Genomic DNA, 15,279 nt, shown 5'->3' with positions numbered 1-15,279 from the left:
ACAAAAAAAGCAACTTTTAAGTCGCTTTAAATTTTATTTTTTGGGAAAGATATTATCTTCTTTATTGATATCCGCCATCCTATTTTCTGGGTCAATGGTGATGGATTTGATTTTATCTTTTGGTTTTGCAATTTCAAAAGTGAATGTTGGATACGCCCAATCCCAACCTTTTAAAACATTTCCTTTAATTCCTGGATAAGGATTTGGTTTTTCCCAACGCATATACGTGTTAGGAATGTAGAAAAATTCTTTAGTTCCATCGGTATATTCTACCATTACATCTAAAGGCATTGGCATTCTCCCTTTTCTTTCAAAAACTACTTTTGTATTGGCTGCATTAGATTCAGAAACTTCTTTTATGCTGTAATCAATTGTATTTGTTGTTAATGTCCAATCTAATAAATACCAATCTAAATTAGCACCAGAAACCTTCTCAGCCACACGCTTGATGTCGTTTGGAGTTGGGTGCGTGAATTTATAATCGTTGTAATAACGTTTGATGGTTTTTTTGAGGTTTTCTTGTCCAATTAAATAACCTAATTGTACTAAAAAAACTTCTCCTTTACTATAAGCTGAAATTCCATACGCCATATTGATATCGTAACGGTCAGCGTGTGTAGAAAGCGGTTGTTCTTTACCCGATTTTGCTAAATAAATGTAATTGTTATACGCTTCTTCATAGGGAACTTCCGGTTTTTTTGGAGGCAATATCTTATTCATCGCTAAGTTAGATATGTATGAGGTAAATCCTTCATCCATCCATTCGTGTTTGGTTTCGTTGGTTGCTAATACAAATTGGAACCAAGAATGTGCCATTTCGTGAGCGGTTACACCAACTAAACTTCCAAATGCTCTATTTCCTGTAATTAAAGTACACATACCATATTCCATTCCGCCATCTCCACCTTGAATTACAGAATATTGCTTGTATGGATATGGACCAACATTTTCATTAAAGAATGCTAATAATTCGGCTGTTTTTGGTTGTAATTTTTTCCAATTTTCTATAATGTCTTTGTTGTTTTTGTATAAGAAATGCAACTCTACATTATTAGGACCTAAAATCATGTCATGGATGAATTCGTTATCTGCACCCCAAGCAAAATCATGTACATTTGGTGCATAAAAATGCCAAGTCAAGGTTTTGGTTTTCTTAGGATGAACTACAGTCACACCAGCATCTTGGTAGCCATGACCGATTTCATTTTTGTTTTGTAAATATCCTGTTCCACCGATAGTGTAATCTTTGTCAATAGTGATTTTCACATCAAAATTACCCCAAACACCATGAAATTCTCTTGCGATGTATGGATTCGCATGCCATCCTTCAAAATCATATTCACATAATTTTGGATACCATTGGGTCATCGATAAAGCAACACCCTCTTCTGATAATCTTCCAGAACGACGAATTTGTAACGGCACTTGTCCATCAAAATCTAGAGAAAGAGTTGTTTTTTGTTTTGGTAATATAGGTTTTACTAAAGTAACTTCTAAAATGGTTCCTACTACTTTTGTGGTTGCAGAAACTCCATCTTGTTTTAAATTAGCGATATTTAAATACCCAATTTCGTTTGGTTTTAAAGTGCTAATTCTACTCTCTTTAACGTCTTTCCCTTCTTTTTTGAAGGTTTTAACCATTCGTTTGTCAGGATCTGAAATAGATTGAAGTCGGGCATCCATTTCGCTTCCAGGTTGAAAGGCGTTGTTGTACAAATGATAGAAAACTTTGTGTAAGGTGTCAGGTGAATTGTTTGTGTACACAATTTCCTGTTTTCCTTTGTATTGGAATTTTTTCACATCCATATTCACTTCCATTTTATAGTCAACATGTTGTTGCCAATACCCAGGATTTGGATTGTTTTGTGCCGTACTGATAATAGGAATCAGTAAAAAAAGTAATTTTTTCATAATCAATGTTTTTAAAAGAAAAACCTACAAGAATTTAACAACCTGTAGGTTTTTGGTTTTACTAAAGTAATGATTCTTTTATTTTTTCGCCATTTTAGCTGCTAAAACTAAAGCATTGTAAGCGTTTACAATTCTTCCTGATTTAGAAGCGTCTGCAAAGTTTGCTTTATGCTTATCTTCACCAATTGTAACTGTGTTTTTCAATGGCGTACCACTTTCCATGATAATTTGTTTTACTTGTACTGCAGTTAAACTTGGATAGTAAGAACGAATTAAGGTTGCAACACCCGCCACGTTTGGCGATGCCATTGAAGTTCCTTGTAAATATTCATACGTATTCAATGGAGTTGTTGCATAAATTTTATCTCCGGGCGCAAAAATATCTACGTTGTTTTTTCCATAATTAGAAAAACCGGCTACCATCTTAGTTCCGTAAGTTGGTGAAAGCGCTCCAATGATTAATACGTTTTTAGCATATTCCGGACTTCCATCATAAGTGTCGTTTGGATATTTGTTAGTTACATCCAAATCGTATGAATCATTACCTGCAGCAATAACCACTAAAACGTCTTTCGATTCAGCGTATTTGATGGCATCCATAACCCATTCTTTGTGTTGAGAGAAATATTTTCCGAAAGAACCATTGATTACTTTTGCACCATTATCTACCGCATAACGAATCGCTAAAGCAATATCTTTATCGTATTCATCTCCGTTTGGAACGGCTCTTAAAGTCATGATTTGGGCGTTATTAGTAACACCATCACCACCTATGTTATTTCCTCTTATCTGAGCCACAATTCCAGCAACATGAGTTCCGTGTTTTGCTTCTTTTGGCTCTGGACCTACTACGTTATTATTTCCGTATTTCGTATCTTTTAAATCGTTTGGATTGTCTCCAACTATTTTTCTTCCATCAAAATCAACATTTAAATTGTAATTCAATTGTCCATAAACGTAATCTTTAAAGTCTTCTATTTCTTTGTCAAATTCAGCTTTTGTTGTACTGCTTAAAATTTGAGTAAATAGTCCTTTAGCTTGAGACAATGAAGTTTCTGAAGCAGGAATTGCTTTAACTTCATCCAACGTAAAATTACTCTTTTTAAAATAGTTTGTCAGCGATTTTTCAGCATTCAAGATGAAGTCTAATTGTTGTTTTTGAGGTTGAATTCCTTTTATTTCTTCTTCTAATTTAGCTTTAGCTTTTTCATAATCAGGAGTTCCAGGCCCTTTTTTAACGATTCTAGTCATTTCTAACTGTTCATGAACGGCATCACCTAAAAAGTTCCAACCATGAATGTCATCAATATAACCGTTTTTATCATCGTCAATTCCGTTTCCTGCAATTTCTTTTGGATTGGTCCAAATTACCGCTTTTAAATCTTCGTGATTAATATCAACACCCGAATCTACTATTCCAACGATAACTTTTTGTCCTTTTTTACCTTTTAACAATTCCTTGTAAGCTTTATCAACACTCATACCTGGAAGCGTGTCTTTGACTAAGTCTAAATGACTCCAACGTTGTAAATCTTTTTCAGCAACAGGAGTTGTTTTTAAAGGTAAATTATCAATATTTTCAACCGGAGTTGAAATCATTTTTTGAGGTCCACAACTAGCCAAAGCAAATGCCAAAGCTAAACTTAGATAAAGGGGTCTAAAAATTCTCTTCATTTTTTCAATTAATTAATTTCAGTGATTGGACTGAAGTGATTCGTATTTGTTACAATTATAGTTTTTATTTAACATTATTTCAGTATGTCTTCGCACTTGAAAACTTCTTTTAAACGAACTCCTTTTTCGGTACGTTCAACCGTGATAATTTCATTGTGAGCATCGTGTTCCAAGAATAAGTAGTAATTATTGTCTGCTGCAGCATTCATAAATTTTGTTTTTTCATCCAATGTTAACAAAGGTCTTGTATCATAACCCATTACATATGGAATAGGAATATGCCCAGCGGTTGCTAATAAGTCGGCACAAAAAACGATTGTTTTTCCATTGTAATTAATATGTGGCAACATTTGTTTTTCGGTATGACCATCGGCGTAGAAAATATCAAAGCCCAATTCATTTGAAAAACCAAAATCGCTATCTGGGCGATTAATGAAATTCAATTGTCCACTTTCCTGCATGGGAAATAAATTTTCGTGTAAGAACGAAGCTTTTTCACGCGCATTGGGTTGGGTTGCCCATTTCCAATGGTTTTCATTCGTCCAAAATTTTGCGTTTTTAAAAGCCACTTCGTAGCCCGTTTTATCTTTGTTCCAATTTACGCTTCCACCACAATGGTCGAAATGTAAGTGCGTCATAAAAACATCGGTAATATCATCGCGATGAAAACCAGCATTTTTTAACGATTTATCTAACGAATGGTCGCCCCAAAGCGAATAATATCCAAAGAACTTTTCAGATTGTTTGTTTCCCATTCCGGTATCTATTAAAGTTAATCGGTTTCCGTTTTCTACTAATAGGCATCTAGCTGCAATATCAATTAGGTTATTTTCGTCTGCCGGATTGGTTTTATTCCAGATAGTTTTGGGCACTACACCAAACATAGCACCACCGTCTAGTTTGAAATTTCCAGCCTCAATAGGGTATAATTTCATGGTTAATACATTTTTCAGCCAAATTACAAAAAATACTATAAACAGAAACTATGAATCTATAAGTTATAAAAATGTTATGAAATCTTGCAAAAAGCAATTTATGACTTATCTTTGCCGTTAATTTAGACAAAATCAAAATAGCAATGATCAAAGTGTCAGATACAGCAAGTAAAAAAATCATCGAAATGATGAAAGATGATGGTTTTGATGCAACCCAAGATTACGTAAGAGTAGGCGTAAAGAGTGGTGGTTGTTCGGGTTTGTCATACGAATTAAAGTTTGACAAAGAAATAGGAGAAAACGATAAAATATTTGAAGATAATAATGTAAGAATTGCAGTTGAGAAAAAGAGTTTTCTTTACTTGGCTGGAACTATATTAGAATTTTCAGGTGGTTTAAACGGAAAAGGATTTGTTTTTAATAATCCTAACGCACAAAGAACTTGTGGATGTGGAGAGAGTTTCTCTCTATAAATCAAAAAATATGAGCAAATATACAGAAGACGATTTAAAAGTCGAATTAGAAAATAAAGAATACGAATACGGATTTTATACCGAATTGGACTCGGAAACATTTCCTGTTGGGTTAAATGAAGATATTGTTCGTGCCATTTCTAAGAAAAAGGAAGAGCCAGAATGGATGACCGAATGGCGTTTGGAAGCTTTTCGTGTTTGGCAAGAAATGGAAGAGCCGGAATGGGCCAACGTAAATTACGAAAAACCCGATTTTCAAGCCATTTCGTATTATTCAGCTCCAAAAAAAGCCGATCCGAATAAAAAATTAGAAGACGTTGATCCTGAACTTTTGGCGATGTACAAAAAGTTAGGTATTTCTATCGATGAACAAAAGAAAATGAATAACGTGGCGATTGATATCGTAGTAGATTCAGTTTCAGTAGCAACGACTTTCAAAAAAACATTAAACGAAAAAGGCATTATTTTCTGTTCGATTTCGGAAGCCATCAAAGAACATCCAGAATTAGTTCGTAAACATTTAGGAACCGTTGTTCCAATGAAAGATAATTTTTACGCTGCTTTAAACTCAGCTGTTTTCTCTGATGGAAGTTTCTGTTACATTCCAAAAGGCGTAAAATGTCCAATGGAATTATCAACGTATTTCCGTATCAATCAAGGAGGAACCGGTCAGTTTGAAAGAACGTTATTAGTGGCTGATGAAGAGAGTTATGTTTCTTATTTAGAAGGATGTACCGCTCCAAGTCGTGATGAAAATCAATTGCACGCTGCCGTTGTTGAACTTATTGCAATGGACGGAGCTGAAATCAAATATTCAACCGTTCAAAACTGGTATCCTGGAAACAAAGAGGGTAAAGGTGGTGTTTACAACTTCGTAACCAAAAGAGGTTTGTGCGAGAAAAACGCAAAAATTTCTTGGACGCAAGTAGAAACAGGTTCGGCGGTAACTTGGAAATATCCTTCTTGCGTGTTGAAAGGCGATAATTCAATCGGGGAGTTTTACTCAATTGCCGTAACCAACAATTTCCAACAAGCGGATACCGGAACAAAAATGATTCATTTGGGGAAAAACACCAAATCGACCATCATTTCTAAAGGTATTTCAGCTGGAAAATCACAAAACAGTTATAGAGGATTAGTGCAAATTGGAGCAAGAGCTGAAAATGCTCGTAACTTCTCACAATGTGATTCGCTTTTAATGGGAAATAATTGTGGTGCACACACTTTTCCATATATCGAAAGTAAAAATGCTTCGGCAAAAATTGAACACGAAGCTACGACTTCAAAAATTGGAGAAGACCAAGTGTTCTATTGTAACCAACGCGGAATCCCAACCGAAAAAGCCATTGCTTTAATCGTAAACGGTTTCAGTAGAGAAGTATTGAACAAATTACCAATGGAATTCGCAGTTGAAGCTCAAAAATTATTGGAAATTTCGTTAGAAGGTTCAGTAGGATAGTCAATCATAAATTCGAATATATAACACATTTACAAAATGTTACAGATAAAAAACTTACACGCTTCGGTAGAAGACAAAGACATATTAAAAGGAATCAACCTTGAAATTAAAGCAGGAGAAGTGCACGCAATTATGGGACCAAACGGTGCCGGAAAATCAACCTTATCTTCTATCATTGCTGGAAACGAAAATTACGAAGTTTCTCAAGGAGAAATCTTTTTAGACGGTGAAGAAATTTCAGAATTAGCACCAGAAGAAAGAGCGCACAAAGGTGTTTTCTTATCGTTTCAATATCCAGTGGAAATTCCAGGAGTTTCGGTAACGAATTTCATCAAAACCGCTATCAACGAAAAGCGCAAAGCGAATGGTGAAGAAGAAATGCCAGCGAATGAAATGTTAAAGAAAATCCGCGAGAAATCAGAATTGTTAGAAATGGACAGAAAATTCTTGTCGCGTTCTCTAAACGAAGGTTTTTCGGGTGGTGAAAAGAAACGTAACGAAATCTTTCAAATGGCCATGTTAGAACCAAAAATCGCTATTTTGGATGAAACGGATTCAGGTTTGGATATCGATGCGTTACGAATTGTAGCTAACGGTGTAAACAAATTGAAAAACGAAAACAACGCGGTATTAGTAATTACGCACTACCAACGTTTGTTAGACTATATTGTTCCAGATTTCGTTCACGTTTTAATGGATGGAAAAATCGTAAAAACGGGTGGAGCTGATTTAGCTTTAGAGCTTGAAGAAAAAGGATACGACTGGATTAAACAAGAACAAGAAGCATAATATGGAGTTGAAAGAAAAAATGTTAGCTTCCTTTATGGCCTTTGAAGAAAAAATCAAAGACAATGAAGATTTGCATGAAGTTCGAAATCAAGCCATAAAAAATTTCGAAAACAAAGGGTTCCCAACAAAGAAAGAGGAAGCTTGGAAATACACGTCGTTAAATGCTATTTTAAAAAATGATTTTTCGGTTTTCCCAAAAAAGGATAATGCGATTGAATTTAAAGACGTAAAAAAGTATTTCTTACACGAAATTGACACTTATAAAGTAGTTTTCATCGACGGAATTTTCAGTTCGTTTTTGTCTTCTACAACTCATGAAGGTTTAGATGTTTGTTTGATGTCTTCGGCATTGACCAAACCGAAATATAAAATGGTAATTGATACGTATTTCAATCAAATTGCGAGCAAAGAAGAGAGTTTAACTTCTTTAAATACGGCTTTTTCATTGGAAGGCGCTTACATTAATATTCCAAAAAGTAAAGTGGTGGAGAAACCTATCGAAATCATCTATTTCTCTACCGGAAATGAAGCGGCTTTGATGGTGCAACCTCGAAATTTAGTAATCGTTGGAGAAAACGCTCACGTGCAAATCGTAGAACGTCATCAAAGTTTGAATTCGAATCCCGTTTTAACGAATTCAGTTACCGAAATTTTTGCTCAAAAACGTGCCATTGTAGATTATTACAAAGTACAAAACGATGTGCAAACTGCCAATTTGATTGACAATACGTACATTGCCCAAAAGCAAGAGAGTAGAGTAGCGGTGCATACGTTTTCGTTTGGCGGAAACATCACCAGAAACAACTTGAATTTCTATCACCAAGGGGAACGAATCGATTCAACCTTGAAAGGAATTACCATTATTGGCGATAAACAACACGTAGATCATTATACTTTAGTACAACACGCCACACCAAACTGCGAAAGTCATCAAAATTATAAAACGATTTTACATGATAGTTCAACTGGTGTTTTCAATGGAAAAATTTTCGTAGAAAAAGAAGCGCAAAAAACCGATGCATTCCAACAAAACAACAACATTTTAATTGGCGATAAGGCTACTATCAACGCAAAACCACAATTGGAAATCTTTGCCGATGATGTAAAATGTTCGCACGGTTGTACAATTGGTCAATTAGACGAAAGCGCCATGTTCTACATGCAACAACGCGGCATTCCGAAAAAAGAAGCAAAAGCTTTGTTAATGTATGCCTTTACAAGTGAAGTAACAAGTAGCATTAAAATACCAGAATTAAAAGCTAAAATTGGTAGAATTATCGCTGATAAATTAGGCGTAAATATGGGATTTGATTTGTAGTGTTAAACCACAAAGACACTAAGTAATACACAAAGAGCGCAAAGTAGAAAACCTTGCGCTCTTTTTTATTTTTCTATTTTAGAAAATGGATTTGCGTTGTTTTATTCAAACAATTAAGAATTTCCTTATCTTTATTCAAACTTTACTTCATGGAAAAACCACATTTTTCAGAACTACAACTTCAAAAACTCCATCAAAAGGGGTTTCTAAACGATAAAGATTTACAGGAAATTGCTGATTATCAAAAGAAAGGCATTTTTTCCTTGAGAAGCGAATTGCTTTTAATGATTTACTTTTCTATAATCCTTTTTACTTCTGGAATAGGAGTAATTATTTACAACAACATCGATTCTATCGGACATTTAGCGATTCTTTCGGCTAATTTTATTTTGATGTTGGTTTGCTTTTATTTCAGTTTTAAAAAAGCAAAAGGATATTCGAATGATGAGGTTTTGTTCGAAAATCCGTTGCATGATTATTTGGTTTTAACCGGAAGTTTGTTGGCGTGTATCTTTTTGGGTTACATCAATTTTCAATATCAAATTTTTGATGATTCGTATGCTTATGTTTCTTTAATTTCAGCTATTTTATGTTTCGCTGTTGCGTATTATTTCGATAATCGAATTGTACTTTCCATGGCGATTACGAGTTTGGCGGCTTTCATTGGAATCAGCATAACACCAAAAAGTTTGTTTCAAAATGAAGTCTATTCTAATCTAGAATTAACCTATTCTGGATTGATTTTAGGAATACTTTTGTTGATTTGGATGGAATATTCCTTTAAAGGAAAAATCAAAGCGCATTTCCATTTTGTGTATGCCACGTTTGCTTTGCATTTGTTGGGCGTTTGCATTGTAGCAGGTTTGGTTTCCGATCATTGGTGGATTTTCATTCCTATTTTAATTGGATATGTTTATTATTTCTACCAATTTAGTTATCGCGTTTTTGCTACGTCACTTTTCGCTTTTATGCTTTTGTATGGCTACTTCGGAGTGAATATTGTAGGCGGAAGAATCATTTCGTTTATTCATTTTGAATTTATTTACCAATTTATAACCATGTTAGCGCCATTTTATGTGGTAGCGAGTATTTATCTGTTTATTCGATTAGTCAAACAATTTAATGCCAAAAAAAATGCAAGCGTACAATAAATCCGAATTAGAAAACTATTTTTTGGCCGAAGAAGCGAAAAAATTATACCTAAAGAAATTCTTGTCAAAAGAACAATTGCAAAACATTTACGCGCAATTAGTCCAACTAAAATCGAATGCTAATTTTTTCTTTAGAATTGGGTTCTTTTTCTTGGGAAGTTTCTTGATTTCAACCATTATCAGTGCTTTTGGATTAATATTATTTCCTTTAATTTCAGAGGAATATCAAATTATTTTCTTCTTTTATGCAATTGTGGCTTACATTGGATTAGAGGTTTTGGTGAATATGAAGTTTTTTCGACACGGATTAGATGATGCCTTTTTGCTTACTTCGCAAATTTCTTTCGCAATTGGTATCGGAATTCTCACCGAAGCTATATTGCCGGTTTTAATCACGATGTTGGTTTTAGGGGTGTTTTTTGCTATTCGTTTTATCAATACGATTTCGGCTTTATTGGCTTTCATAGGTTTGGTTGGGATATTTTTCAATTTAATAGTCGAACATGATATAATGCCAAAATTTTATTTGTCATTTGTGGGATTAATTTTAGCCATTTTGGTTTACTTTTTTGTAGTTCATTTGGCTAAAAACCAAAATTACTATCCGTATTTCAAAACGTTTGATACCATTCGAATTGTGAGTTTGCTTTTAGGTTATTTATCAATGAATTATTTAGTAGTTCGCGAATTATCTCAATCTTTAATGAACTTAGAAATCACAAATAAATCCGATGTTCCGCTTGCTTTTGTTTTTTACGGACTCACCTTTTTAATTCCGTTGCTTTATTTCTTTTTGGGAATCCAATGGAAAGACAAATTGGTTTTATACACCGCATTTGCCACTTTAGCATTCGGATTTTACTCCATTCGTCATTATTACTATTTCTTCCCAATAGAATACGTTATGGTAATTAGCGGAATTTTACTTTTCGGATTAGCTTATTTGATTATCCAACAGCTAAAAAATAAAACCGAAGGTATAACGTTCCAACCCGATAGAGATTCTGATAATTCTTTATTATTTAACGCCCAAGCGGTTTTATCATTAGCGAATGCCAATACACCTGCACCTATACAATCCAATCCAATGGAATTTGGTGGAGGAGGATTTAGTGGCGGCGGAGCAGGAGAGAAGTTTTAATTTGATTTTAACCTTTATTTATTCTAATTATAAACAATGAAGTTGTAAATTTGTACTCAAATTGTACAAAAATGTTTGATGTTCAAAAAGTAAGAGCTGATTTTCCCATTTTAACGCAAAAAGTAAATGGTAAACCCTTGGTGTATTTTGATAACGGCGCTACTTCGCAAAAGCCACAAGTGGTTATCGATGCTATTTCGAAATATTACAGCGAAATCAATGCTAATATTCACCGCGGGGTACATACGTTGAGTCAATTGGCTACCGATGCTTATGAAGTGTCTAGAAATACAATTCAAAATCACTTAAATGCGAAACATAATCACGAAATCATTTTTACTTCGGGAACTACTTTCGGAATTAACTTGGTGGCGAATGGTTTTGCTAGTTTGCTAAAAGCAGGCGATGAGGTAATGGTTTCGGCTTTAGAACATCACAGCAACATTGTGCCTTGGCAATTTTTATGTGAAAAAACAGGAGCAAAGTTGGTCGTAATTCCAATAAATGAAAAAGGAGAATTAATCCTTTCTGAATTCGACAACTTACTTTCTGAAAAAACGAAAATCGTAACCGTAAATCACATTTCAAACGCATTAGGAACAGTTAACCCAATTGAATACATCATCAAAAAAGCACATGGAGTAGGAGCAGCCGTTTTAATCGATGGAGCACAAGCAACGCCGCATTTACGTCCCGATGTGCAAGCTTTGGATTGTGATTTTTATGTGTTTTCAGGCCATAAAGTGTGCGGACCAACAGGCGTTGGAATTTTATACGGAAAAGAAGAATGGTTGCGTAAATTGCCACCCTATCAAGGCGGAGGTGAAATGATTGCTGAGGTTACATTTGAAAAAACAACCTACGCGGATTTACCTCATAAATTTGAAGCGGGAACGCCCAACATCGAAGGAGGAATTGTCCTGGGAACCGCGATTGATTATATGAATGAAATTGGTTTTGAAAATATTGCGGCTTACGAACAAGAATTATTAGATTACGGAACCAAAAGATTACAAGAAATCGAAGGTTTAACGATTTACGGAACTAGTGAAAATAAAGCTTCGGTAATTTCATTTAACATCGATGGTATTCATCCATATGACATTGGCACAATTATCGATAAGTTAGGTATAGCGGTTAGAACCGGACATCATTGCGCCCAACCTATTATGAATTTTTTCAATATTCCGGGAACGATCAGAGCGAGTTTTGCTTTTTATAATACCAAGGAAGAAATTGATATTTTTGTAGAAGCGGTTAAAAAAGCGAAAATGATGTTGTCTTAAAAAAAAATAGATTATGAGAGTATTATTATCAACATTGTCTTTGTTGTGTTTTTTAGTAAGTTGTAAATGCAACAAAGTGGCTTCAAAAGAGGATACAGTTATGGTGGTTACAGAGGGAAGTTTAGTTACAGAAACAAATATGCCAAATGTAATTTATCTTGAAACTTCAAGAGGTTTTTACAAGAAAATTGCGATTGATGGCGTTAGAATTTATGTTACTACAGTACGAGAAGCTAAGCCGGTTTTTTGGGATTTAAAAAAATCAGACTACCAGAAGTTGTCCGATTTATATCAAAGTATCGATTTACAAAGATTAAGCAATCTAAAAGCTCCTACTGACAAAAGATTAGTTGATGGTGCCACTATTGCTACACTTGCTTTTGTAAAAGACAGTACGACTTACACTTCTTCTGAGTTTGATGGAGGTACACCACCAAAAGAGATTGAAGTATTTGTGAATGAGTTAATCAGTATTGCAAAAAATTTGAATAAATAATGACAATTAAAGAAATACAAGAAGAAATTGTAGACGAGTTTTCAATGTTTGATGATTGGATGCAACGCTATGAATATATAATCGAATTAGGGAAATCTCTGCCGTTAATCGATGAACAATACAAAGTCGAGGACAATATTATCAAAGGTTGCCAATCTAAAGTTTGGGTGCACGGTGAAGAAAAAGACGGTAAAATTATTTTTACTGCTGATAGCGATGCCATTCTAACCAAAGGAATTATTGCGATTTTAATCCGTGCATTTTCTAATCAATCACCAAAGGATATTTTAGATGCGAATACTGATTTTATCGACGAAATTGGATTAAAAGAGCATTTATCACCAACAAGAGCAAACGGTTTGGTTTCAATGATAAAACAAATCAAAATGTATGCTTTAGCATTTCAAGCAAAGCAATAGATTTAATAATTTATTACATTAAGTTTTTTATATACTAATTACTTTTACTGAACACTGAATACTAAAATAAAATGGAAGAATTTAACGATACAATCAACTTAGGCGAAGATGTAGTCAAAGTTTTAAAGGGAATTTACGACCCAGAAATTCCTGTAGATATTTACGAATTAGGTTTAATCTACGATGTGATGATTAATGAGGATAACGATGTGAAAATCTTAATGACCTTAACGTCACCAAACTGCCCAGTAGCGGAAACGTTACCGCAAGAGGTAGAGGAGAAAATAAAGTCTATAGATGCTGTTAAATCTTGCGAAGTTGAAATTACTTTTGATCCGCCATGGAGCAAAGATTTAATGAGCGAAGAAGCGAAGTTAGAATTAGGAATGCTTTAAAATAGTAAGCAGTCGCAGTCACAGTAAACAGTTTTATACTTGTATTACTGAAAACTGCGACTGAAAACTGTGACTAAAAATGAACGAAATAATAAATAAAGTAGCGCAAAGTTCTTTGATGGTTTTCGATTTAGAAGATTACTATCCAGATGATCATGTGATTGGTTTAGATATTTCGCAATGGTTATTGGAAGGGTTTATTCTTAAGGAATCGGAATTTAGGACGAAACTAAAAGAAACGGATTGGTCCCGATTTGAAGGCAAATACGTGTCTCTGTATTGTTCTACCGATGCGATACTTCCAGCTTGGACATTTGCTTTGGTTACGGTTCATTTAGCTCCGCATGCTTTGAAAGTTTTCCATGGTAATGAAGAGCAAACAGTCATAGAATGGTACCAAGATATATTGAATAAGTTAGATTATACCGACTATTTTCAAAAGCCGGTTATTTTGAAAGGCTGTTCAAAAAAACAAGTCCCTAATCAAGTTTATACGCTTGCGATTCAAAAGTTGATTAAAATAGCTAAAAGCGTTATGTTTGGTGAAGCTTGTTCAGCAGTTCCCTTATTTAAATCAAAATAAAAAGACCTCATTTGAGGTCTTTTTGTTATTCTTTATCGACAGCGTCTTTATAATCTGGATATAAAAATTTATTGTAAGGAAATCTAGTGATATGAATTTCTCTAACCGCTTCATACACCTTTTCTCTGAATTCTTCAAAATTAGCTTTTTCAGTAGCGGATATGAATAAGGTTCTGTTTTCACCTAATTTACTCATCCAAGTTCTCTTCCAATCCTCTAAAGTGTAATGTTTAGTTGTCTTTTCAACTGATAAATCATTTTCATCAAAATGAGCCGATTTGAAAGCATCAATTTTATTGAAAACCATTATGGTTGGTTTGTCTGCACTCTTAATATCTTGCAAAATTTGATTTACCGATTCAATATGGTCTTCAAAGTCGGGATGAGAAATATCTACCACGTGAAGTAATAAATCAGCCTCTCTCACTTCATCTAAGGTGCTTTTAAACGACTCAACCAATTGTGTTGGTAGTTTTCTTATAAATCCAACGGTATCGCTTAAAAGAAAGGGTAAATTCTTTATTACTGTTTTACGAACAGTTGTGTCAAGTGTTGCGAATAATTTGTTTTCTACAAACACATCACTTTTTCCAACCGCATTCATTAAAGTAGATTTTCCAACATTAGTATAACCTACTAAGGCTACACGAACCATGGCACCACGATTACTTCGCTGGGTAGCCATTTGTTTATCGATAACCTTAATTTTTTCTTTAAGTAAAGATATTCTATCACGTACGATACGACGGTCGGTTTCAATTTCAGTCTCCCCCGGACCACGCATTCCAATTCCTCCTTTTTGACGTTCAAGATGCGTCCACATTCCGGTTAAACGAGGTAGTAAATATTGGCATTGTGCTAATTCTACTTGCGTTCTTGCGTAAGAAGTTTCGGCACGTTGTGCAAAGATGTCTAGAATAAGATTAGTTCTATCTAAAACCTTACAATCTAATTCTTTAGTAATATTTTTGGATTGTGATGGTGTTAATTCGTCGTCAAAGATTACGGTTTTAATGTCGTTATCTTTGATAAAATATTTTATTTCTTCTAGTTTTCCTGTTCCAACAAACGTCTTTGGATTTGGTTTGTCCATTTTCTGAGAGAAACGTTTTATAACCGTTCCGCCAGCAGTATAGGTTAAAAACTCCAACTCGTCAAGATATTCATTTAGTTTATCTTCGCTTTGATTTTGGGTTACAATACCTACTATAATTGATTTTTCAAAGTCAATAACTTCTTTTTCTAACAT

The 15,279-nt window shown here is 34.3% G+C and carries 15 protein-coding genes; 11 read left to right on the top strand and 4 right to left on the bottom strand.

The features are described from left to right. Nucleotides 1–33 precede the first annotated feature (33 nt). The 3 genes from NAT47_RS03245 to NAT47_RS03235 form a co-directional block, all read right to left on the bottom strand. Nucleotides 34–1,911 carry a M1 family metallopeptidase gene (locus NAT47_RS03245; protein WP_250580224.1) on the bottom strand — a complete coding sequence of 626 codons (1,878 nt, stop codon included), beginning with the start codon at nt 1,909–1,911 and terminating at the stop codon, nt 34–36. A gap of 78 nt (nt 1,912–1,989) precedes the next feature. After that, nucleotides 1,990–3,585, bottom strand: coding sequence for a S8 family serine peptidase (locus tag NAT47_RS03240; RefSeq protein ID WP_250580223.1), 1,596 nt, complete (start codon nt 3,583–3,585; stop codon nt 1,990–1,992). A gap of 74 nt (nt 3,586–3,659) precedes the next feature. After that, nucleotides 3,660–4,520, bottom strand: coding sequence for an MBL fold metallo-hydrolase (locus NAT47_RS03235; RefSeq protein ID WP_250580222.1), 861 nt, complete (start codon nt 4,518–4,520; stop codon nt 3,660–3,662). A 143-nt stretch (nt 4,521–4,663) separates the two neighbouring features. On the opposite strand from NAT47_RS03235, the gene NAT47_RS03230 reads away from it, so the two are divergent. The 11 genes from NAT47_RS03230 to NAT47_RS03180 all read left to right on the top strand — a co-directional run bounded on the left by NAT47_RS03230 (nt 4,664) and on the right by NAT47_RS03180 (nt 14,030). Continuing rightward, nucleotides 4,664–4,993 (top strand): HesB/IscA family protein, encoded by a 330-nt coding sequence (locus NAT47_RS03230; RefSeq protein WP_250580221.1) that lies wholly within the window; start codon nt 4,664–4,666, stop codon nt 4,991–4,993. 10 nt (nt 4,994–5,003) lie between these two features. Then, complete coding sequence (gene sufB / locus NAT47_RS03225; protein WP_250580218.1) at nt 5,004–6,452, top strand: Fe-S cluster assembly protein SufB; 1,449 nt, start codon at nt 5,004–5,006, stop codon at nt 6,450–6,452. Between the two features lie 36 nt (nt 6,453–6,488). Then, entirely contained in the window at nt 6,489–7,241 is a 753-nt protein-coding gene (sufC, locus tag NAT47_RS03220; protein WP_250580217.1) for a Fe-S cluster assembly ATPase SufC, read from the top strand. 1 nt (nt 7,242) lies between these two features. Next, nucleotides 7,243–8,559, top strand: a complete 1,317-nt coding sequence (gene sufD / locus NAT47_RS03215) for a Fe-S cluster assembly protein SufD (RefSeq protein ID WP_250580216.1) — start codon at nt 7,243–7,245, stop codon at nt 8,557–8,559. Nucleotides 8,560–8,708: 149 nt separating this feature from the next. Next, nucleotides 8,709–9,710, top strand: a complete 1,002-nt coding sequence (locus NAT47_RS03210; protein ID WP_250580212.1) for a DUF2157 domain-containing protein — start codon at nt 8,709–8,711, stop codon at nt 9,708–9,710. After that, complete coding sequence (locus NAT47_RS03205; RefSeq protein WP_250580210.1) at nt 9,682–10,851, top strand: hypothetical protein; 1,170 nt, start codon at nt 9,682–9,684, stop codon at nt 10,849–10,851. Before NAT47_RS03210 ends, NAT47_RS03205 begins: the two co-directional genes overlap by 29 nt. A gap of 71 nt (nt 10,852–10,922) precedes the next feature. Further along, a complete protein-coding gene (locus NAT47_RS03200; protein ID WP_250580208.1) occupies nt 10,923–12,137 on the top strand; it encodes an aminotransferase class V-fold PLP-dependent enzyme in 1,215 nt (404 codons plus the stop codon). A gap of 13 nt (nt 12,138–12,150) precedes the next feature. Next, a complete protein-coding gene (locus NAT47_RS03195) occupies nt 12,151–12,633 on the top strand; it encodes a hypothetical protein (protein WP_250580206.1) in 483 nt (160 codons plus the stop codon). Next, nucleotides 12,633–13,052 carry a SufE family protein gene (locus NAT47_RS03190; RefSeq protein ID WP_250580204.1) on the top strand — a complete coding sequence of 140 codons (420 nt, stop codon included), beginning with the start codon at nt 12,633–12,635 and terminating at the stop codon, nt 13,050–13,052. The genes NAT47_RS03195 and NAT47_RS03190 overlap by 1 nt, the downstream gene beginning before the upstream one ends. A 71-nt stretch (nt 13,053–13,123) precedes the next feature. Further along, nucleotides 13,124–13,447 carry an SUF system Fe-S cluster assembly protein gene (locus NAT47_RS03185; RefSeq protein ID WP_026980635.1) on the top strand — a complete coding sequence of 108 codons (324 nt, stop codon included), beginning with the start codon at nt 13,124–13,126 and terminating at the stop codon, nt 13,445–13,447. A gap of 79 nt (nt 13,448–13,526) precedes the next feature. Next, complete coding sequence (locus NAT47_RS03180) at nt 13,527–14,030, top strand: DUF2480 family protein (RefSeq protein WP_250580202.1); 504 nt, start codon at nt 13,527–13,529, stop codon at nt 14,028–14,030. Nucleotides 14,031–14,055: 25 nt separating this feature from the next. Here the strand turns inward: NAT47_RS03180 and hflX are convergent, their stop codons facing one another. Continuing rightward, nucleotides 14,056–15,279 (bottom strand): GTPase HflX, encoded by a 1,224-nt coding sequence (hflX, locus tag NAT47_RS03175; protein ID WP_250580200.1) that lies wholly within the window; start codon nt 15,277–15,279, stop codon nt 14,056–14,058.

This window comes from Flavobacterium fragile, from assembly GCF_023634865.1.
In the GTDB taxonomy this organism is placed as follows: domain Bacteria; phylum Bacteroidota; class Bacteroidia; order Flavobacteriales; family Flavobacteriaceae; genus Flavobacterium; species Flavobacterium fragile.
Note: the sequence above shows the minus strand (reverse complement) of the source record. Positions and strands in the feature narration are given on the sequence as shown.

Coding starts and splice junctions, on each gene's coding strand:
- NAT47_RS03185 (WP_026980635.1), top strand. CDS start 13,124: ATGGAAGAATTTAACGATACAATCAACTTAGGCGAAGATGTAGTCAAA.
- NAT47_RS03180 (WP_250580202.1), top strand. CDS start 13,527: ATGAACGAAATAATAAATAAAGTAGCGCAAAGTTCTTTGATGGTTTTC.
- NAT47_RS03240 (WP_250580223.1), bottom strand. CDS start 3,585: ATGAAGAGAATTTTTAGACCCCTTTATCTAAGTTTAGCTTTGGCATTT.
- sufD (WP_250580216.1), top strand. CDS start 7,243: ATGGAGTTGAAAGAAAAAATGTTAGCTTCCTTTATGGCCTTTGAAGAA.
- sufB (WP_250580218.1), top strand. CDS start 5,004: ATGAGCAAATATACAGAAGACGATTTAAAAGTCGAATTAGAAAATAAA.
- NAT47_RS03245 (WP_250580224.1), bottom strand. CDS start 1,911: ATGAAAAAATTACTTTTTTTACTGATTCCTATTATCAGTACGGCACAA.
- NAT47_RS03190 (WP_250580204.1), top strand. CDS start 12,633: ATGACAATTAAAGAAATACAAGAAGAAATTGTAGACGAGTTTTCAATG.
- NAT47_RS03195 (WP_250580206.1), top strand. CDS start 12,151: ATGAGAGTATTATTATCAACATTGTCTTTGTTGTGTTTTTTAGTAAGT.
- NAT47_RS03210 (WP_250580212.1), top strand. CDS start 8,709: ATGGAAAAACCACATTTTTCAGAACTACAACTTCAAAAACTCCATCAA.
- NAT47_RS03230 (WP_250580221.1), top strand. CDS start 4,664: ATGATCAAAGTGTCAGATACAGCAAGTAAAAAAATCATCGAAATGATG.
- sufC (WP_250580217.1), top strand. CDS start 6,489: ATGTTACAGATAAAAAACTTACACGCTTCGGTAGAAGACAAAGACATA.
- NAT47_RS03235 (WP_250580222.1), bottom strand. CDS start 4,520: ATGAAATTATACCCTATTGAGGCTGGAAATTTCAAACTAGACGGTGGT.
- hflX (WP_250580200.1), bottom strand. CDS start 15,279: ATGTTAGAAAAAGAAGTTATTGACTTTGAAAAATCAATTATAGTAGGT.
- NAT47_RS03205 (WP_250580210.1), top strand. CDS start 9,682: ATGCCAAAAAAAATGCAAGCGTACAATAAATCCGAATTAGAAAACTAT.
- NAT47_RS03200 (WP_250580208.1), top strand. CDS start 10,923: ATGTTTGATGTTCAAAAAGTAAGAGCTGATTTTCCCATTTTAACGCAA.